This window comes from Nocardioides sp. Z43_10 (assembly GCF_059766615.1).
In genome coordinates this window covers 544,450-564,836 of sequence record NZ_JCBAJY010000001.1, presented here as the reverse complement: position 1 = coordinate 564,836, position 20,387 = coordinate 544,450, and the positions used below count along the sequence as shown (strand labels likewise).

Annotated in this window: 15 protein-coding genes and 1 pseudogene; 2 read left to right on the top strand and 14 right to left on the bottom strand. The window is 65.6% G+C overall.

The window, feature by feature from the left end:
- Positions 1-48: 48 nt before the first annotated feature.
- Both AC6EI4_RS02695 and AC6EI4_RS02690 read left to right on the top strand, forming a co-directional pair.
- Positions 49-846, top strand: coding sequence for a hypothetical protein (locus tag AC6EI4_RS02695; RefSeq protein ID WP_498450487.1), 798 nt, complete (start codon positions 49-51; stop codon positions 844-846).
- A 109-nt stretch (positions 847-955) separates the two neighbouring features.
- Positions 956-1,870 (top strand): DNA-processing protein DprA, encoded by a 915-nt coding sequence (locus tag AC6EI4_RS02690; RefSeq protein WP_498450486.1) that lies wholly within the window; start codon positions 956-958, stop codon positions 1,868-1,870.
- Between the two features lie 1,091 nt (positions 1,871-2,961).
- Here AC6EI4_RS02690 and AC6EI4_RS02685 read toward each other — a convergent pair.
- The 14 genes and pseudogenes from AC6EI4_RS02685 to AC6EI4_RS02620 form a co-directional block, all read right to left on the bottom strand.
- On the bottom strand, positions 2,962-3,315 hold the full coding sequence (locus AC6EI4_RS02685; protein ID WP_498450485.1) for a hypothetical protein: 354 nt from the start codon (positions 3,313-3,315) through the stop codon (positions 2,962-2,964).
- Between the two features lie 199 nt (positions 3,316-3,514).
- Positions 3,515-4,150 (bottom strand): hypothetical protein, encoded by a 636-nt coding sequence (locus AC6EI4_RS02680; protein ID WP_498450484.1) that lies wholly within the window; start codon positions 4,148-4,150, stop codon positions 3,515-3,517.
- Between the two features lie 226 nt (positions 4,151-4,376).
- The gene (locus AC6EI4_RS02675) at positions 4,377-4,760 is read right to left on the bottom strand and encodes a hypothetical protein (protein WP_498450483.1); all 384 of its coding nucleotides are present in this window, start codon (positions 4,758-4,760) and stop codon (positions 4,377-4,379) included.
- Positions 4,757-5,551, bottom strand: coding sequence for a metallophosphoesterase (locus AC6EI4_RS02670; protein WP_498450482.1), 795 nt, complete (start codon positions 5,549-5,551; stop codon positions 4,757-4,759). The genes AC6EI4_RS02675 and AC6EI4_RS02670 overlap by 4 nt, the downstream gene beginning before the upstream one ends.
- Positions 5,551-6,372 carry a hypothetical protein gene (locus AC6EI4_RS02665; RefSeq protein WP_498450481.1) on the bottom strand — a complete coding sequence of 274 codons (822 nt, stop codon included), beginning with the start codon at positions 6,370-6,372 and terminating at the stop codon, positions 5,551-5,553. The genes AC6EI4_RS02670 and AC6EI4_RS02665 overlap by 1 nt, the downstream gene beginning before the upstream one ends.
- A 114-nt stretch (positions 6,373-6,486) precedes the next feature.
- Positions 6,487-6,816: a hypothetical protein gene (locus tag AC6EI4_RS02660; RefSeq protein WP_498450480.1), complete on the bottom strand. Its 330-nt coding sequence runs from the start codon at positions 6,814-6,816 to the stop codon at positions 6,487-6,489.
- 1 nt (position 6,817) lies between these two features.
- Positions 6,818-8,530, bottom strand: coding sequence for a helix-turn-helix domain-containing protein (locus tag AC6EI4_RS02655; protein ID WP_498450573.1), 1,713 nt, complete (start codon positions 8,528-8,530; stop codon positions 6,818-6,820).
- 129 nt (positions 8,531-8,659) lie between these two features.
- A pseudogene (locus AC6EI4_RS02650) lies at positions 8,660-9,079 on the bottom strand (TniQ family protein); the annotation flags it as partial.
- A 1-nt stretch (position 9,080) separates the two neighbouring features.
- Positions 9,081-10,037 (bottom strand): AAA family ATPase, encoded by a 957-nt coding sequence (locus AC6EI4_RS02645; RefSeq protein WP_498450479.1) that lies wholly within the window; start codon positions 10,035-10,037, stop codon positions 9,081-9,083.
- Positions 10,034-12,052: a hypothetical protein gene (locus AC6EI4_RS02640; protein WP_498450478.1), complete on the bottom strand. Its 2,019-nt coding sequence runs from the start codon at positions 12,050-12,052 to the stop codon at positions 10,034-10,036. The genes AC6EI4_RS02645 and AC6EI4_RS02640 overlap by 4 nt, the downstream gene beginning before the upstream one ends.
- Positions 12,049-13,002 carry a hypothetical protein gene (locus tag AC6EI4_RS02635; protein WP_498450477.1) on the bottom strand — a complete coding sequence of 318 codons (954 nt, stop codon included), beginning with the start codon at positions 13,000-13,002 and terminating at the stop codon, positions 12,049-12,051. The genes AC6EI4_RS02640 and AC6EI4_RS02635 overlap by 4 nt, the downstream gene beginning before the upstream one ends.
- A gap of 985 nt (positions 13,003-13,987) precedes the next feature.
- A complete protein-coding gene (locus AC6EI4_RS02630; protein ID WP_498450476.1) occupies positions 13,988-17,176 on the bottom strand; it encodes a type I restriction endonuclease subunit R in 3,189 nt (1,062 codons plus the stop codon).
- Positions 17,176-18,201: a restriction endonuclease subunit S gene (locus AC6EI4_RS02625; protein WP_498450475.1), complete on the bottom strand. Its 1,026-nt coding sequence runs from the start codon at positions 18,199-18,201 to the stop codon at positions 17,176-17,178. Before AC6EI4_RS02625 ends, AC6EI4_RS02630 begins: the two co-directional genes overlap by 1 nt.
- A 188-nt stretch (positions 18,202-18,389) precedes the next feature.
- Complete coding sequence (locus AC6EI4_RS02620) at positions 18,390-20,357, bottom strand: type I restriction-modification system subunit M (RefSeq protein WP_498450474.1); 1,968 nt, start codon at positions 20,355-20,357, stop codon at positions 18,390-18,392.
- Positions 20,358-20,387: the final 30 nt, after the last annotated feature.

Here is a 20,387-nt window from a genome sequence, read left to right as displayed (position 1 = left end):
GTGTCGCGCCTATGCGCCATACCCTCCGCTGAAGCAGGAGGTGGCACGGTGACATACCGCAACTTCGCACGTCCGGACGGCGACGGCCCCAAGACTGTTGGGCGTTGGCTCAACTGGATGCAGCAGCAGGACGCCACCCTTCTTCCGGTCGCGCCTGTGCACGAACAGAGCTGCGCGCGATGCTTCGGGGCATGCACCTATCGGGACGACGGCAGCACATGGCCGACCTGCTGGAACTGCGGCATCTACGGGGATGTGATCGACTCGCTCGTTCCGGCCTCATACAGCGTCGATTCCGGCTTGGAGTCGATGCTGCATGCGTTTAAGGATCGCGGAGTCGGATGGCTCGGCGCTCCCCTGGCATCCCTGCTCTTCACGTTCATTCAGGAGCATGCCGATTGCATCGACCGAGACGCCCTAGGCATCGACATCGCCACCATCGTGCCGTCGAACAACACGCACCGGTCGTTCAGCCATCTCGATCTGCTGCTGCAAGGCGTTAAGGGCGACGCCTTAGCAAAACGGTTCAACTGGATCTCTGGTGCTGTTGTGCGTGACATGCGCACCGCTCGCCCCGGGCGTGGCGAGTTGAAGCCAGGGGCGTACGAAGTCCGCGGCGTGAACGTGCAGGGCGCTTCGGTGCTGCTTCTGGACGACACCTGGACTTCAGGATCCTCCGCCGCAAGTACCGCCGCAGCGCTGAAGGAGTCCGGGGCTGTGCACGTCACCGTCCTTACGCTCGGACGCCAACTCAATCCGAGCAATCACTTCGGAAGCACCGAGACGATCTATCAGGATCGTTGCGGTAGGGAGTGGAGGAGCGACGCGTGCGTGCTGTGCGCGTGATGATCTGTAGTCAGCGGCAGCGTCGGCGGTCGATGGGAGTCTGTCCCCAACAGCCCCAGGAGGTGACTAGGTGGAGCTCGGCTCACGAAGACTGACCTACGCTGACCACATGACCACGGCCAATGAGGAACATGTCGCGCTAGTCGCGCTGCTTCGAACACTCAGCCGAGGAGAGCGATGGGCATCGGTGACTGAGCGGGTCCTGGAGCAGGGCAGCGCGGTCGCCGTCTGGGAAGACAAGTTCGGCGAATCGCTGCTACCCGATCCCACCCTCAGCGCTGCCTACGATCAGGCGATAACGGACGTGGACTCGTGGGCGAGCGCGGGGTACGTGATGGTCGGGATTCTCGATGACGACTACCCGGTCCGACTACGCGAGATTCACCAAGCCCCGCCCTTCCTCTTCGCGGCTGGAGAACTCAGGGCGGACGACCCCGCCATCGCAGTAGTTGGGTCACGTAAGGCCTCCGACCGAGGACTCAAAATCGCAACCGCCATCGCCGATGCGCTCGCCCGCATGGGAGTGACCGTCCTGTCAGGCCTCGCAGCGGGCATCGACGCAGCCGCCCACACCGCTGCACTTGCGGCTGGTGGACGCACCGTCGCAGTGATCGGAACCGGCATCAACAAGCAATACCCGGCAACCAATCGGGCTCTCCAACAGCAGATCATGGACAAGGGTCTAGTCCTGTCTCAGTTCTGGCCAGACGCGCCTCCCCAGCAGCACAACTTCCTGATGAGGAACGCCGTCATGTCCGGTTACGGCCGGGCTACCGTCGTAGTGCAGGCCAGCGAGAAGAGCGGCGCACGTGCTCAAGCTCGTATGGCAGTCGAACACGGCCGCCCGGTCGTCCTTACCGATCAAGTCGTGAACGACAACCTATGGGCCAAAGCGCTCGTCGAGCGCCCTGGCGTTTACGTCGCACACGGGCACAACGAGGCAATGGAGCACATAGGCGCGATCTTGGACAAGGAGAATGCAGTCAACCGACTTCTACATGGCCTCCTGGGCGCCGGTCTGTGACAGACGCCCGCGTCGCGCAGATTCAACGAGCGCTGTCGGCTACAGCGGGTGGCTTCCTACGCAACCCCATTCTCGAGGGGACATGCACACGCTGCTTCACCCCCATCGTGTCCGCAGCGATTTGCGGCCGCTGCAGCACGTTGTTGGCGTACGCCGACGGGCCAGATCTGCTCGGAGTGATGGCCTACGGCACTTACCTCGACCCGGTCACCCAGTCGGGCCACGTCATGCGCGGATACAAGAACCCCCACGTCCATTCGGGCGTCCATCGTCAGACCGTCGCCCTGATGTCGGCGCTCGGCCTCCTTGGGCACGTCGCGTGTCCTGGCCACATAACGGGCACTCCCGTCTCGGCCTGGGCGACAGTTCCATCATTGCCGCCGAAACCGGGGCATCCAAAGCACGCCCTCAACAACATCGTCGGCAAACTTGCGCGCCCCGCAGCAACCGAGGTGACCTTGACTGCCACTGCCTCGGCGTCCAACCCGCGTGAGGTCAGCCGGGGTCACTACACCGCTAGTGCAAACGCGGACGGCGAGCACGTCCTAGTCATCGACGACACCTGGACCGGTGGTGGCCACGCAACCTCCGCTGCCCTCGCTGCACGGGCCGCAGGTGCCACCCAGGTGTCGGTTCTCGTACTCGCTCGTTGGCTTTCCGCCGGGTGGGAGGCGACGACCCCCCACTGGGCGAGGCAGCGACTAACCCAGCCCGACTTCGACCCGCATATATGCCCCTGGACTCAGGGCGCCTGCCCATAGACGTCGACGTGACTGCTTTCCAGCGACGATGCTGCCTTTCCTGGCCGTTTCGCACGGGGCCTTGAGTCCATTGGACCGTACACCTCATATTCGCTCATCCGAATCCTGTCGCGCCCGATAGCACCAACTCATTCACATCTATAGGGCCCTATACAAATTTCGTATACGGCAGGCCACTTTCCTACACTTGAAGAGTCGCCTGGCCCCGGTCCTCAACCCGCACACACCCTGGCACTGGTCAATAACCGAGCACGCTCGTCTGGCTCGACGCCACCACGGAGGCGCACCACACCAGGAATTTGGAGAGGGCCGCGCCGCTCCTCCGGCTGTTCACGGGGCGCCGCGCTCGGTGCCAGGCGTTCCACGGATGAGGGCGAAGCCGACCACAGGCGTCGTCGACCGCAGCGTCCCTACGGCCATTGGGTCGAGTCCGGTGACCCAGAACTCGTACCGCTCGCCAACGGCCGGCTGGGGAGGATCGCCGATGACGGCCAGCGCCTCGCCGTCGCTGCGCAGCGTGCTGCTCCAGTAGCGATCCGGGGTGTTCGGGTCCGGACCAGCGTTGGTCTCGTCGGGCAGGCGCACGTAGGTCGTGCCTTCACCGAAGGCGAAGAGATGTCGTGATCCGGATGCGGTGTCGATGACCCAGCGTGTCCCAGGATCGCCCCAGACTGGCCCGGTCACTGGTCGTCCTGGGACTCTGGCATCGAGAAGGGCTGATCGAGTCCGCAGCAAGCGTCGCACGGCTTGTGGACCCACGTTGGGCGGCGGGCGAACTGCATCTTCACACGGTCGCGCCAGCCGGGCGCCATCGATGTCGGGGTAGGCCCGCCCATGGCGCATCCCGAGCCACCGGTCGGCGGGAGACCAGACCACGAAAGTGTCATAGGAGTCCCAACTCCCCCGTTTCTGAGAGGTACGTTCGTAACCAGGTGAGGACGGAGCGGTCATCGTCGAGTCTGCTCATCCACCACCGCATCGTCCGGGTGTCGTCGCCGTCCTTGATGCGCTCCCAGAGCCACTCGTTGAACTCGCTGGCGAACATCTGGATCGCTGCCTCGGCTGTGGGGCCGCTGCCACGAATCCCGTTGGTGTCCCAGGACCCGAAGACCTCGTAGGCGCGGAGGTCCGGCGCGGACTCCCAGTCGGGGGCCTCGGCCGGGTCGTTGTGCTCAATGCGCACGGGGTTCGGTGGCGGGGCCTCGTCGTCACTGACCGGGCGGATGGAGACGACCTCGGTCGAGTAGATCTCATCCTTGAGGCCGATGCCGTAGACCATCCCCCACCCGACGCGGATCCTGCCTGGGCTCGGCTCGCCCCTACGCCAAGCGACCGGTCCGAGTCCGAGCCGGTTCCACTGGCCGTCGCCGACGAAGTGGTTGGGCTCTCGACCCGGCCGCGCGGCTGGGTTGCGGTGGAACAGGGCGTCGTCGAAGTCGAAGTGGGTCGTCGTCCCGTGCGCGGTGGTGACTTTCCAGGTACCAGTGACCTGTTGGGGAAGTTGCTCGACCTCTGTCATCTTCCGTCTCCTGGGTCGAGTTCGAGCGCCTGGTCAATGAGTGCGACGGTCTGGCAGGGCCACTCAAGGCCACCGCACACGCTGCAGGCGCCGAGCACTTGCTCGCATGTGGGCTCCTCCAGGCACGACCCCCACGGTCCGCTCATCCCACAGCCCGCGCAGTCCACGACGATCCGCTGGTGCAGGCCGCGGATCTGGCGCAGTGTTTCGGTGAGGTGGGACGCGCTCATCGTGACCACTCAATGTCCAGCGCGCGGGCGTAGTTCTCCAGGGCTTCCGAGTCTCGGCTGTGCCGCGCCCAGTCGAGCGGGGTGAGGCCGTCGAGTTCGTCGGCCTCACACGTGAGCATGACTGCGACCGTCCACGGGTCGTGCTCACGCAGCGCTATCAGGAAGCCGATCAGCGCGGACTTCACTCGGGTCTTGCCGTCGGCCTTCTCGAACTGGAACACCGGGTAGAAGAAGTCCCCGTCGGTGCTCCGCAGACCGAGTAACAAGCCCGCCCTGCGCCGCTGGCCCAGGTCCGCGGCAGAGACTCGCAGTGCTTTGCGGACGCACGTCTCCGACCACAGGGGGGCGACTTGGTCGAGCAGCGAATTCTCGTCGCTCATGCCCGCTCCAGTGTGCTTAGGTCCAGGAGGGCGACGTTGCCGTCCATCCCGTCGCGGGCCAGGCTGACGATCCGGCAGTCGTGGCCGCGGTCCGGCAGGTCTACGACAGCCTCGTCGGGCACGTGATAATGCCCGTGCACCAAGACACGCGGCTGTACCCCGAGGAACGCAATGGTCAGTCGGCCGCGTCCGACAGCGGCGTACGACAGCGCCGGGCGTGACCAGCCGAGGGGATTCGTTGCGCAGATCTGGGCGACCATGGGTGTCAGCCAGGGATGGTCCGGGCTGTCGTGGGTGATCATCACGTCCGCGTAGCCATCGGCTGCCACCTGCTCGGCGGTTTTGCGCGGGATGATCTCCTCGGGCCACCAATCAGTACCGCGAGACCGGTCCTCGAAGTCGATCGACGGCGCGCCCGGAAGACTCACGAAGGAGCGACCGCCCATCTCGAAGCGGTGCCCGGCCAGGTCCCTGGGAAACGCGGCCACGTGGTCGGTGAGCCACAGCCTCGGGCCGAGGTCGTTGCGCTGCTCAGGCTTCATGGCCAGCCGCCGCGGCCAATCCTCATGGTTCCCCGCTGTCACGTAGATCGTGACGCCACACGCGGCACAGATCTTGTCGATGCCCATGAGGTACTTCTTGCCCCTCGGACCCGGCCAAATCCCCAGATCTCCGGCGTGCAGGATCGTCGTCACCCCCCGCTCCCCCAGAGGCTCGTGATCCGGGCGGGCCCATACCCCGTTGCCGTGCCAATCGCCTGCGAGGGCAATGAGGTCGTCTCCTCCACCCATCACAAGAGACCTCGATCCGCGCAGCCCAAAGGAAGCGGCCTCGGCCGTGTGTAGGGCTGAGTCCCATGCTCGTACAGGGTGTCCGCTCGGCCGCTCGGTACTGGGCAGAGAGCCTCGGCGCCATCCGCGATGGTTGCGATGGCTGCGTTTGTCGAAAGTGGGCCTGCCTCGATGCGATCGATGCATCGGACGGGCGATGAGATCCGAACGTGCTCGGTGAGATCGGGGTCCTCGGGGTCGGCAAACCAGACGAGGAAGGATTCGCCGATGGTTGGCCAGGCCTCGACTCGGGTGATGGGCATGTCGTTGCCGTCGAACCGCGTGCCAACAGAGCCGCTGCTGGCCCCGGGCCGTGCGGTATAGGTCATATTGTCGAGGTCCCAGCGGTGGCTGGAATCCCGTGTTTCGACCAGCCAGACGCAGCCCATCCGTGCGTTGAGTTGCCTGACTGGCCGTTGCACGATGTCGAGGTCGACGTCCGCGGTTCGATGGTGTCCTCCGCATCGTGTTCGGCGAGTGTACTTTTCGGTCACGCCGCTGGCGGCCGCGCCGCAGATGTCGCAGGTTTGATAGGAGCGAGCCTCGATCTCGCCGATCGCCGGACGAGCAGCATCTTGGAGTCCGCCGGCCGCTCCGAGTGGCGTGTAGTAGATGCGCAGTCCGCCGCACTTCTGCTTGATCTGGACCAGTTCCCACGCATCGGAGTACTCGCGGTCAAGTAGTTCGATGGCCTGATCGATGAGGTCGGCCCAGCCTGCGGGGGCGTGGGAAGGCGCGCTGGGGAGGTTCGGGACTTGGATGGTGCGGGCTGTAGTGGTCATGACCGGGCCCTCATAAGGTCGTCACAGATCGGGATTTCGGATGGCGGCTGCGGGGCGCCGTTGTGCGGGTGTTCCGTCGGGACGTCCGCGTGCTTATGTGTCGGCGGTCGGTGCCTAGTGAATCGGGCACGCCTGCTGGTGGGGCTGGACCCCGGCGCCGCACACCCAGCAACCCTCGATCGTGAACTCGATGTACTCGTTGCACTGATCAATGCACGCCGGGGCATCCCTGACCGACGTCGGGTGGTCGACGTAGTAGTCGCGCAGATAGGCCACGCGCTCGCCTGAAGGCTGTGCAAGGCTGAGATGGACTTGGAGGGCTTCGGGGTCGTCGGGGACATCTTCTGCCGGTTCATGCCCCTTGCCGTGCTCCCGAGTCCGGTTGATGCGGATCGAGGCCCGGGGGGGCCGGGCGGCGCCTTCACCGTGCCATTGGGCGGGCATGTCAATCCTTCGTTCCGCTAGTTGCTGGAGTGCGATCTGGCCGTGGGACGCGGGCCGGGCTGACATGGGTGATGGGCTGCGTGCGCAGTAGTCGGTGGAGTCGGTGACCGCGCTCGGTCAGCACGTTGGCCTGGTGGGTCCGGGTGAACAGGGCGATGCCGAGTTCGGCTTCCAAGGTGGCGATAACACGGCTGAGCGTCGCTTGGCTCATGTTGAGACTCTTGGCGGCGGCGGCGATGGTCGGTGCTTCGACGACAGCGTGGAAGCGGGCGAGCATGCGCGCGAGGCGGTCGGTTCGTGCGGACTGGCCAGATCTGCCCAAGACGAGTGCTTCTTCGAGGGTCAGTCCCTGGGTAACGCGCCGGGTCGGACGAGCCATGGCGCGCGGTCGCCGGTTGGTCCAGTCCAGTTGCCGGGTCCGATCGGGTGTTGGACATGTCCATGTGCCGTCCGGGGCCAGGGCCGGTGACCAAGTGATGGGTTCGTCGATGCAATTGACGAGGAGTGCATGTTCGGCTCGGCGCAGCAGCGCAGGCGGGGGTTCGGCATCCCATTGGGCGCGTTGGCTGGCGTAGAGCGAGCGGATCGCACCAGGCAGCAGGAGCAGGTTCGGGTGGAGCAAGATGTCGTTGCCGGTGAGTTGTTCGTGGATCCACCAGGACATGAAGCGGGCGAGTCGCGGGGTGGGTCGCAGACCGAGGTCTCGTGCTGCCTTGGTTGCTGTCCGCTGGGCCAGCGCGACGGGTCGTGCGAATACCAGGCGGCGGCGCTGATAGTCGATCGGGACGGTGCCGGTGGTGATGGCGTCGTGAAGTGCCAGCAGGTCATCGAAGACGTCTCCACCGGTTGCTTCGGCAACGATTGCGAAGAACCGGCGCGTCTCGTAGGCCACCCTGGATGCGTGCGACTTGTGGCCGATGAGGTCACAGGCAACGCTCAGGGGACGTGAGGTCACCGCGCAGAGCAAAGCCGCGGTGAACGTTAGGCCCGTGAATCCATCTCGGTTCGTCCACGGCAGGGCCGTTCGCACCGCCGGCCAGGGACGGGTCGGGATGCGGGCGGGGTCCAGCGGGACTCGTTCGGTTCCATCGGCGCGGAAGCGGTCCCCGCCCAGCCTGATCGTCCTAGCGCGTGAGGGTGGAACGTGGTGTTCGCCGAGCCAGAGTGCTTGGGCAAGGGGCCAGGAGATCCCTCGACCGCGACTCTGGAACGCCGCTGCTCTTCGGTTCTCGGCTGGCAGGAGGCGGGTAAGCAGATCAGCGGCGAGCTCGGTGGACCCGACGGCAAGGATCGTGCTTGCGACGGTGGCGAAGATCGAGAATGTGACCCGGGACGAGCCTGCTTGCGTGAAGCGGGCCGCGGGTGCCGTGTACGCCTCCAGGCGCCAGTGGCGTCCCCAGTGCCGAATGAGATGCCGTAGCAGTGCCATTTCGGGATGGTCTTGCGGCCAGCCGTTGGCGCTTTCGATCACCTCGGCGTAGGTGCCGGGGATGTGGTCGTGTGGGGCGTTGACCGCGATGAGTCGCGTGAGCGCGGCCAGGTCGTGCACCCATTCGATGCTGGGGCGTTCGAGCCCGAGGTAGGGCACTCGACCGGGGGTGGTGATGTGTTCGGTGATCGCTTGTTGTGCCCTCAGGAGCGGTTCGGGGACGCGCTGATCGAGATCCGCCTCGGATGGGTCGCGATGGAGATCTGCGGTGGCGAGGAGGGCCATCTCGCACGCACATGTCCCAGCCATGCGTTCTGTGTCCGCGTGGTTGGACGCCGTGCTCAGGGGATGGCCACTGCGTCGTGTTCGCGGCGGTCGTCCGCAGGCTGGGCAGGCGACGTCGAGGAGGGTGACGTGGTCCAGGCAGATGAAAGTCCATTGCAGGTGCCAGGACAACCGCCAGCGGCCGCCGCGTTCACGCAGGCATGCAGGACAGAATCGTGATCCCCTGCGTCGAAGCCATGGGCCCGGCCCTCCCCCTCCCACGTTCAGGGTGGGCGCCAATCCCGCGGCGGCGTAACGGCGCAAGGACATGGCGTGAACTTGGCTCACCGGCCAACCGGTGGCCACAGCCACCTGTAGGGCTTCGATATCAGTGAGGCCCTGCACTACCGCGGGTAATTCGCGGTGGGGTAGACCGAAGTGGGCGCGGACCACGCCGGGCGGCAACTGGAGGCGATGCGTTACGTACTCCAGGTATCCGTCGAGCGGTTCGTCCTCAAGCGGAGGTGGCACGAAACCGGGACGTGTCTGTGAGGCCTGCCCGGCGGTCATGTCAGGCCCTTTCCGAGGCCGTGGACAGGTCTGGGTGTTCGACCTCGGCGACCAGGAGGTCGGCGGTGAGGGTGCCTGCGTTGGTGGCAAGGGCTTCAGCGGTGGCGCGCTTAAGTGCGGCCAACAGGCTGCCAGGGCGGCCGTCGCACGCGCCGACGACGTGGGCGAGTGCCGTGAGGTCGGTGAAAACTGCCGTCACGTCGAGACCGGGGATCTGGGTGATCTTCTTCTTGTACTCAGCGATCAATCGCATCGCCGCGCGACTCTCTGAGGGGTCCAGTGGTGTCAGGACCAGGGGGATATGGCGGCGCTCCAGTTGGCGGGCGGTGTCGTTATTGCGGGTGCTGCGGTACAGGAGTGCGGATGCATGAAGGTCGATTCCGACGAACGCGAAAGGCACCGGCAGGTGAAGCGCGACGCGGAGTCCGTCGGTAACACGAGACGCGTTTTCGCTTCGGCGACGGAACATCTGGGCGTCGTCCACCACGATCAGACGAGTTCCCAACTGCGGCAGCACCGCGGTGAGCATGCCGTGCAGGTCCTTCTCGCTTCCCTGGTCGGGCAGACCGCAGCCGCGCGCGATCGAGGCCAGCAGTCCGCGGGCCTCCTGGTTGGAGGCGGCCTCCACGTACACGTACGGCGTATTCAGGCCGCCCGCTCGTGACCTCGCTCGCCATCGGTCGGGCTGCGTCATCGCGCGGTTCAGCAGGATGTTGGTGACCGCGCGGGTCTTGCCCAGGTGAGCAGGCCCACTGACCCCGAGCCAGGCCTCGTTGCTGCCGGTGTGTTGGCGTTGCACTCTGTCGAATTCGGCCGCGATCCTGGCCTCGAACGGGCCTGGCACGTGCAGGGCGTGGATCCAGGCATACAGGCCCGTTTCGTCCGCGGGCGGTGGGCCGTTGCGGAACTCGTGGAACTCTCGCCATCGGTCCAGTTGGGAGTAGGAGAATGCCCTCATCGCTCGTCCTCCTCAGCGTCGCCGAGCAGGTCCGCCTCGTTGGTCAGATCCCATCCGAACGTGGAGCGCTGCTTCCGCAGCATCGGTCCGGGCAGATCCGAAGAAAGGGGCACGACGTTGTCATAGTCCCTGACTTCGTCCATTGCCTCGTTCATCGCAGCAAGGAGGCGTGCTCGCTCCATTGCCTGCCGGTTACCCGAGGGTTCCTTGGTCCCTTGGACCGCGGCGAGCCAGTCGTCCCGAACATCAGCGAAGGGCATCACCACGTCGGGGTTTTCCTCGGGGGTGGTGAACACATGCACGTCGAAAGTGCCGGGAGTGGGCCAGTAGAGACGGCCTGGACGGTTGGGGTCGTAGTAGACCGTCACGGGGCTACGTCGTCCGCTGCGGTCGAGGCTGGCTTGGATCACGTCTTCGTAGCCGGGACCGGTGTAGCGGCGGCGCCCGATCGTGAAGCCGTCATCTTGGGGGGTCAGCCTCTTGTGCTCAAGAAGCCCCAGTGCGCGGGTCGCATCGGTGAATCCCCGGACTGGGATCCCGCGCGTCACCGACGAAAGCACGGCTTCCATGGGGGTGAGGAAGTGTCCCGGTCGGTGCGGGTGGGGAAGGCCCGTGTGCGGGGTGTTGACGTGGCGGTGCTGCCATACCCGGAGCGCGGCGTTCAGCATTTCCATCGTCGGCCGCGCTTGAGGATCCGGATCGACCGCGAATCTGTTCTCGACCGTGTTTCCCTTGTACCCGAAGAGCAATTGGCACCATGCGCCGAACCCGTGGATCGACGACTCAACAAAGGGCTTGTCGTCGGGATTCCTGGTTCTTGCCCAGATCACGATGATGCCGAGTTGGGCCAGGTAGCGCAGGAGGCGGCCGTTCTCCTCCTCTGAGCCGTGGTCCAGCACTACACAGCCCGGCAATGACGGTGGCGGCTCGCTGGCGTTGCGCCAGGCGTTGAGAATGAGTTCGCGGCGCGGCAGATTCGGGACGGCGTCGGCACCGATGGGGCTGCCCGGGACCATGGCTGACTCACCGCCAGCCATGTCCCACAGCAACAACGCCAGATCCCGCCCCCGGGGTGCCCCGGCGACCAACCGAACCCATAGGTAGCGAGTAGCCGTGCAGATCGCGAACACCGCATGCACCCGGATCGGACCATTGGGGCCGCGCACCAGAAGGTCGATCGGCGTGGAATCCATCTCGACCCGGTCGTTGAAGTCGAAGGCGCGATGTCGGCGACTGATCACTAAGGGCCGGTTCGCCTGTTGCTGACGAGTCTTCGCTGTCCGAGGATTCCGTCCCCGGCTCAGGTGCCGCACCATCTTCTTGAACTTCGCAAACGGCAGGACTTCCTTGGCATACGGCAGCGAGCCCCCCGCCTCCGGGTGAATGGTGACAAGCCCGCGCCGCCGCAAGTCCTCAATCGCCAGGGCGTAGTCGTTGAGAAGGTCCCTGCGGCTGTCGAGGAGACGAGCCGATACGAACTCCCGGACCGCGGCGAGAATTTCAGGGTCGACATCCAAGGCACCAGATGCCTGCAGTAGACGACTCGCGTGCCGAATCAGGCCCAACACTCCGGACTCCTGATAGTCCTGCAGACGCCGCGTCATCGTCGCCTGGCTGATGCCCAGTTCCTCGACCTTCGCGGCCCGACGCTGCGTGAGCGTGGTGCTCTCCGCGTCATAAGGTCCCTTCGGCGCACTTGCTGTCTGCGGGCGCCCATACAGGATGTCGACGAGATGGGACTCCATCTCCAACGCCTCGGTCCTCTTCGACGGTGGCACCCAGGCGATGTGTTCGTGATGGCTACCGAAGGGAGCGATTTGTGCCATGTCGCGGACTACGACTGTCTCCTGACGGATCACCTCTTGGGGCGAGACGTATTCGACCTCGCCGTCGCGTTCGATCGCCACCTTCAACTCACCGCGGTCCAGCCGCGCCCCAAGGATCCGGGCGCCCGGTCCGACGAGCGACTGGACGAGACTGTCGGGGGCGAGGCTCACCTCTGCGCTGTCGGTCATGCCACTGCCCGAATCGCCCACGTCAGTCTCGTAGCCACCTGCAACGGAGATTCCAGGTCGACCCGTGCCCAACCGTGGGCTAACGCATAGAGCGCAACGTCCACTCCGACCATCTCGGCAGGTCCTGCGGTACCTGGATAGCCATCCGCACTAATGCCCAAGTGGTCGTTCACCAGTCGGCATAGGCCCCCGACCGTCCGAGGGGCGCGCGGCCCCACGACCTCCAGGAGGCGTTGCAGCCTGTGATCTGGCCAGCGGTACCTGCCGATCCGGGCCAGGTTCACCTTGCGCTGCGGGGTCATCGAGCCCATCACGCGGAACTCGACTCGACCACGTCGCAAGGTCTCGCCAACGAAATCGAACAGCCGCCGCGTCCGCTCCCCTTCTCGTCGATCGTCCGGCTTAACTGCGAACACGGTGAACTGGCCACCGATCCGTGCGGCGAGGTCAGGGACGTGGACCATCGCGCCTTCCTTGTGGCGCCACACCATCAAGAACGGTTGAGCCAGCAGCGTGTCTACGCGCGGGTCGAGACTCAACTCGATGGCGTGATGCAACTCCAGAAGCGACTCCAGTTCCAGAATCGTCACCTCGCCACCACGCATCACCGGGAGCCAGGCGATCTGGCTCTCGGCCCGCTTGTGAGTGCCGATCCTGCGCACCGGCAACAACGAGTCGAGGGAGGGGATCCGAACCTGCGCGATCGGGTGAGTGACCGGTCCGCTCCGCAAGTTCCACACCACCGAGCAGCGGCCCGGATCGAGTTTCCCCGTTGCCATCAACTCCGCCGCCCGCCGACGCGTCAGGGTCGGCCCCGCCACCGCGCGCACTTCAGCCGACATTCGCCTTGTGCCCCGGCGCGCCGTCGCCTTCGGGATCAACGGGTGCGGCTGAGCGAGGCCATCTGGTCGCTCGGGCATGATCTCGCGATCAAGGTACGACTCAACCATCGGCTGCCCACCTTTCGTCTCGAACAGAGGACACGCCGCCCACATCCCACTCGGGTTCAAACCGTCGGCCCGATGAGGAACAATGGGCACAGCGGTGCCCTTCCGTCGTGCTTGCATCCAGTGCTCCGACGAAGGCGCCGCCAGTGAGGCCCCAACCGTTGGCGCGGTTCGGGGCCTCGCGTCCTTTTGCGACGCCACGTCTATTCGGACTCTACTCGGACATCGCCGCCTTCGACAGTGATCGGCGCGATCAAAAAAGTCAGCACCAGAGCTGCTGACGCCGAACGCAGCGCATAATAAAAAGTCACTGGAGGTGGAACCCATGGACAAAGACGCATTCAGCGCCTACCTGACACCGGACGAGCGGCGGGGCCTCGACTTCTTATTCGACAAGGAAACCGGCGATCCCGCGCCAACATGTCGGTTGCCTACCTGCAATGAACGTGTGCAGTACAAGAGCGGCGACCGCGGACGCCCCAAGTGGTTCCACCATCCGGCGTGCGCACAGACCCATCGCCGACGTCTGGCCTACTTGACCCGATCCTGCTTAGTACTCGAAGAAGCACTGAACTCCGACAGATTGAGCCACCGCGAGGTCCAGCGTGTGCGGGCTTTGCTGAACTGGCTATCCGCGCAGCACAGCATGTACGCCTCGTCGCCGGTGATTCGCAGCGCGTCGCCTCCGCGCGAAGACGAAGCAGACCAGGGGCGGGCCACGCCATCGCGCGACGAGGGGGTCGGTCATCTCCCATGGGTTGTCCGCGCGGCCCTACGTGCCCATCAGGATGAACTCGATGAGGAACAATGGGAACGACTCCAAGAGGTCAAGGAGTCACTTGGCGAAATCGGCTCCCGGCAGCGACGGCACCGGTTGACAGGCCCACCCGCCGACTCAGGAGTGCCGACTAGCAGTCGGTCGGACTAATCAGTCCCAGCCATCGCGACTGTCCATGTGCCGCTACTCGCGCAACACGCTCAGCCATCCCTACCCCGTTCCCTCCGTCTTCCGCTTGCCGCTGGCCTCGGTAGCGTAGACGTGCGCCATCTGGCTGACCGCCTGGATGACGGCCCGCTGGACGTCGGGGTTGCCCTGGAACCCGTCAGTCAGGCTCGTGGTGTCCTGGCCGAACCCACGGACCGCTTCGGCGATGGCGCGCTGGAGGTCGAGGGAGTCCTCGAAGTCGTCGGGGTCGTTGTCGCGGGCCTGCCCACGGAGCGCGGCGTCGCGGAGCACCAGGTCGACGAGAGCTCCGAGCCATGGGGCCGCGGTGTCGACGTCGACGTCGACTCCGGCGTCGCCGAGGCTGGCGTTGAAGTCGTCGATGATCTCGCGCAGCGTCTCCTCGACGGGGTCCTCGTAGACGGCTTTGGAGACGGCAAACTCGGGCGGGTTAAGCGGGTCGGTCTCGTCGCCGACTAGAAGGCGGGTCTCTTCACCTTCGTCGAGTCCGAGCACCTGGATGGTAAGGCCGGATAGGTCGGGCTTGGGCGAAGGGTCACGCTGGAACCGCTTGTCGAGCAGGGTCAAGAACACGTGGCTCTTCTCCAGGCGCGCCTCAGCGAAATCGTGGACCTGTGACATAAACGAGTAGGCGGTCAGGAAGTTGGAGATGTTCGCGGCGAAGTTCAGCAGCCGAGATGCCTCCTCGACGTCCTGGTCTCGTTTCGCGTCGGCGAGCATCGTCTGCCAGTCGTGAGCCACAGGCCCCACCTCGGCGTCCATCGTCTGCTGGTCTCCGGCGAGAGCGGCACGCGCAGCCCGGTCCACGGTTACCTCGTCGTAGAGGCCGACGTCTTCGATGGCGGCGAGGAGTTCGTAGATCTGGGCGATGTCGACCTGCTCGGGCAGGGACGCTTCCTTGTAGAACTGCCGGAAGGCGGCCAGCATCTGCTCGCCGCGGCCGGTGAAGTCGACGACGAAGACGTTCCTCTTGCCCTCAGCGGGCATTGTCCGGTTGAGCCGCGAGAGGGTCTGGACGGCGTTGATGCCGCTGATCGGCTTGTCGAGGTACATGGCCGAGAGTCGCGGTTCGGAGAAGCCGGTCTGGTACTTATTAGCTACGACGATGACTGGGTAGGTGTCGCCGTCCTTGAACATGTCGGCCGGTTCGCTCGAAGAGCCGTTGAGCGTCGTCTCGCTCTCCTCGCGGCCGCCTTCGGCGACGGTGCCGGAGAACGCGACGAGCGCGTGCACGTCGATGCCGTGGCGGGCCGCCGCGGCGCCGATGGCGCGCAGGTACCGCACGGCTGCGACCCGCGAGTACGTCACGACCATCGCTTTCGCCTTGCCCGAAAGCAGTGGCCGGATGCGGGAGTCGAAGTGCTGGACGATCCAGTCGGCCTTCGCTGCGATCAGGTCGGGGTCCTCGTAGAGGCGACGGTTCAACTCTCTGCGCGCACGCCGCGGGTCCACGAGGCGTTCGTCGAACGGGGTCAGGCCGGGGAGCCGGTTCTCGTCCAGCAACGCCCGGGCATCGACGGGACGGTAGTTGGCGAGGACGTCGAGGATGAAACCTTCCTCCAGCGCCTGCTTCATCGTGTACAGGTGGAACGGCTTCACCTCGCCGGTGGCCGGGTCGGTGGTCCCGAACAACGCCAGGGTGGTCGGTTTCGGGGTCGCGGTGAACGCGACGTAGGTGACGTGGTCGCCTAGCGCACGCTTCGACATCTCGGTCTCGATGCGGTCGTCGAAGTCCTCGGCGCTGACCTCGACACCGTCGGCGTCGATGAAGACCTTCAGGTCCGCATCCCACTGGTATCCCTCGGCCCTGGCAAGGGCGGCGTCGACAGTCCGGCCGGTCTCGCCGTCCTGGGACTGGTGTGCCTCGTCGATGATGACCGCGAACCGGCGGCCTGCCTGCTCGTCCATCTTCGCCAGGGCGTGCGGGAACGTTTGGATGGTCGTGACGATGATCGGGTCACGGTTGTTGAGGGCGCGGGCGAGCAGTTCGCTCTTCGAGTTCAGGCCGCGGCGACGCGCTTCGGTGTCGCTGATCGGGGTGACCGCGATGCCGGTCTGGTCGATCTCCTTGATGGCCTTCTGGAGCGCGTCGTCGAGGACGCGACGGTCGGTGAGGACGACGACGGAGGAGTAGACCTTCTCGTCGGCACCGCCAGGCACCGGCGCGTGGAGAGTCGCGAGTTCGTGCGCGGTCCATGCGATCGAGGACGTCTTCCCGGACCCGGCAGAGTGTTGGATGAGGTAGCGGCGCCCAACGTCGAAGGTGCCCGTCGCCGTGAGGTGGCCCTTGATGTCGTCGACGATCGCCTCGACCGAGTCCCACTGGTGGTAGCGCGGGAACAGCAACTTGGCCTTCGGACGCCGCGACTTATCCATGTTCTCGGACTCAGGCAGGCGCTCGGAGTGCAGGAAGTTGCCGAGGATGTGCAGGAAGTTATCGCGGTCCAGGACGCGCTCCCACAAGTAAGAGGCAGCGTGCCCGTGCGGGTTGGCGGGGTTCCCAGCGCCGCCGTTGCGGCCGGTGTTGAACGGCAAGAAGATCGTGTCGTGGCCGTTGAGGCGGGTGGTCATGAAGACCTCGTCGTGGCTGACCGCGAAGTGAACGAGCGCGCGAGCACCGGCGACCAGCAACGGCTCGACGGTCCGGCCCTGACCAGGGTCGCGGTCGCGCTTGTACTGCTCGATGGCGTCGGCGACCGTCTGCGTGTATTCGGACTTCACCTCCAGCGTCGCGACGGGCAGGCCGTTGACGAACAGCACCAGATCGATGCTTTTGCGGTTGCGCGCCGAGTAGTGCACCTGTTGCATGACCCGCAGTCGCACCTTCGCGTGCCTGGCCGCGAGCGCGTCGGTGCCGGTGCGGGAGGTCGGCGCGAACTGGCACATCTGGACGCGCAGCGTCTTGCCGCGGCCCGCGATCTCGACCGGCTTGCGCAACACGCCGAGCGTCCCGCCGAGCGGGGATCCGACGTTGTCGAGCCGCTTGACGATGGTGTCGAGAAGGAACTCGCGCGGGTCGCGGCCGTGCGGGGTCGCCTCCGGCAGTCGCTGCCACTCGTCGGGGTAGGCGTCAGCGAGCCAGTCGTAGACGTCCTGAGGGAACAGGGCCCGCTCGGCGTCGTACCCGGCGTCGTTGGTGCTGTGGAGCCAGCGGTGCTCTTTCAGGTGCTTGCAGATGAGGCCCTCGAAGAGACGCTCCTTGTGGACATCCATCAGGCCGCGGCCCCTTCGTCGATGAGGTGGGTGCAGTCGACCTGTCCGGTCACCGCAGCCGTGATGAGCGCGGAACGGCGTTCGTTCGACAACGCGATGAGCCGCTCCGTTCCCGTGATGAGCGCGTCGATCTCGGCCGTCTTCTCGTCGAGGTAGTCGGCGATGCGGCGCTGCTCGTCGAGGGGAGGAAGGGGGATACGGAGAGAACGCACATCTGGCACATTCACTCGAAGGAACGTAGCGCCCACCGACGCCAGACGCACCTGGTCTTGAACCGACGCAGACTTCAACGCCCAAAGCAAGAAGCGCGGCACCGCATTGGTGCGGGCACGCACGATCACCGTCTCTTGGCCAACAGCGAAGTCAGTGTTGTTGCGCACTTCGGCGACAGCACCGGCCGAGACGTTTCGGATGAAGAGCAGGTCACCCGGGCGCGGATCACGTCCCTCGGAGCGAAGCCGCTCAAAGAAATGCGCCGTGGTGCATTTCGCTTCCGAAAGATCCACGATGCTGCTGTTGACGACTTGTCTCACGGACGCGACGCGGTACGGGGAGTCGTCGACGAACTCGGCTGTGAGATGCAGGCAGTCGAGCACAGTTGCTGCGGCCTTCAGAGGTGCCTGCGGGGTTTCGAGCGCACGCTCAATCACCGCAGCGCGGCGCTCCCGCAGCGTCCCGATGAGCGTCTCCTGCGCCGCCACGAGCGCGTCGATCTCGGCGGTCTCCCGGTCCAGGTAGGCGGCGATGGCACGCTGCTCGGGGAGGGGCGGGAGAGTCACGGGACGATCCAGCACATCACTGGCGTTCAAGAAAGGGATCGTTCCGTGTGTACCGATCTGGTTGAAGTCCCATGACCCGAGCATGTAAGCCGCGTATCGCGCTTGGACGCGCCCGCTGGGGACCAAGGCCAACAAGTTGTTGTCAAGGTGACACGGCTCAGGGGTGATGCCGACTCGACCCAGCAGCATGGCGGCGCCGATTTTTGCGATGACGAGAGACCCCGCGGGGACTAGCGCGGCTCCCATGATCCGGGCGGTGTCTGGCTGGACGCGGTCCGCCTGAGACGGCAGTGTTCCGTCTTGCGCGCGACGGGAGAGGGCGTTGGCCTTGTAGACAGGTGCACCAACCGCGCCGCCCTGGAGATGAACAGAGAAACCGACGCCGCTAACGGCTCGAAAGCCGTGGCGGAGGCGCCCACCCGTCCACCCTGGCCTCACGACGCCTCCACCTTCCGCAGCATGTCCATCACGAGTGCGGCCTGCTTGTTGAGGTCCGCGTCGATCTCTTCGAGCGACCGGGGCGGGACGTAGCGGTAGAAGTGGCGGGTGAACGGGATCTCGTAGCCGACCTTCGTCTTCGCCTCGACGACCTCGGCGTCGGAGTAGTACGGGAGCACTTCGGCCTCCATGTAGGAGGCGATGCACTCGGCATGCGTCCGGGCGTAGTCCGGGTCGGTGTCGGCGCCCATGTAGCCGAACGGGACCGTCTCGGTATCGGTCAGCGGCGCCGGGGTCAGCGACGCCCCCTTGTAGTTGACAGGGTCGTGCTCGTCGACGGCCTGGCCGACGGCGCGGACAATCACGCGGGCGTCGGCAGCCTTGACGGTTCGGCCGCGGGCCTTCGCGGCCGCGGCGAGCGCCTCGAAGAGCCCTTGGGCGGTGTCGAACTCGCGGCCCCGGAGGACTTGTGCGACCTCGGTGTCCTCGACGTCGGAGTCGGTCACGCGGGACAGGGCTGAGTCATCGACGACGTAGCGCATCGGGACGGGCCGGGCGTGCGTGATGGACCAGTAGCCGAACGCCTCGTTGGGAAAGACCTTCGAGATGTCGGGATCGGCGTCCTCGAACTTGTCGTACGCCTCCAGGACTCGCTGACGATCGGCTTCGGTCATCTCGCGGTTCTTGTCGCCGACGTTCTTACGCATCTTGGAGTAGATCTCGCGGGCGTCGATCAACTGGACCTTGCCTCGGCGCTCGGGGCGCTTGGTGTTGTCGAGCAGCCAGATGTAGGTGCCGATGCCGGTGTTGGTGAACAGTCCGGCGGGCAGCGCCACGATCGCCTCGACCATGTCGTTCTCCAGCAGCCAGCGGCGGATCTCGGACTCGCCGGACCCGGCGCCGCCGTTGAACAGGGGGGAGCCGGACAGGACGATCGCACCGCGGCCTCCGTCGAGCCAGTCGAAGGCACCGTCTTCGAGACGCTTCTTCGGGGCCTTCATCTTCGAGGCGACGTGCTGGAGGAACAGCATGGCGCCGTCGGAGACACGCGGGAGCCCTGCCGGGAAACGGCCCTTCTCGCCGCGCGCGTGCTCGTCCTTCACCTCGGCGGCATGGGACTTCCAGTCGACACCGTAAGGCGGGTTGGAGACGACGTAGTGGAAGCCCTTCGTGCCGGTGTGGGTGGGGAATTTGTCGTCGATGAGAGTGTTGCCCAACTGGATGTCGCCCGACGTCTTGCCCTTGGACAGCACGTCGGCCTTGCAGACGGCGTACGACTGATCGTTGATCTCCTGGCCGAACAGGCGCAGGGAGGCATTCGGGTTGAGGTCCCGGAACCTGTCGGAGGCCGTTGTCAGGAGGCCGCCGGTGCCTGCGGTCGGGTCGTAGATGCGCTGGGAGACGTTCGTGGTGGCGATGTGGTCGCGACGTTCGGCGATGAGCAGGTCGACCAGGAGGGCGACCGCGTCTCGGGGCGTGAAGTCCTCGCCCGGAGAGTCATGGTGGCTGCGCCGGATGAGGTCCTCGAACAGGACGCCCATGTCGGTGTTCGAGACCGCCTTGGGGTGCAGGTCCAGGTCGGCGAATCGCTTCACGACGGGCGCGAGGAGATTCTCCGACTCCAACTTGTCGATGTGGGCGTAGATCCCGAACCGGTCGAAGATGTCTTTCGCGTCACCCTCGAACCCGGCCACGAACGAGACCAGGTTGTCGCGGATGTTCGAGCCCTGCTCGACGATCACGGGCAGGTTGAGACCCGAGGTGTTGCTGTAGTTCTGCGCCGCGGCGCGCCGGTCAGGTCCGGTCGGCGGCTCCATGACGCAGTCCATGCGGCGCAGGATCGTAAACGGCAGGATCACGCGGCCGTACTCGTGCGGCTTGTAGACGCCCCGGAGCAGGTCGGAGATCGCCCAGACCCACGCGGACATCGACTGCGGCTTGCCGGTTCGGGCGTCGACCATCATGGACATACTCCTTGGAATGCTGGACGAGGC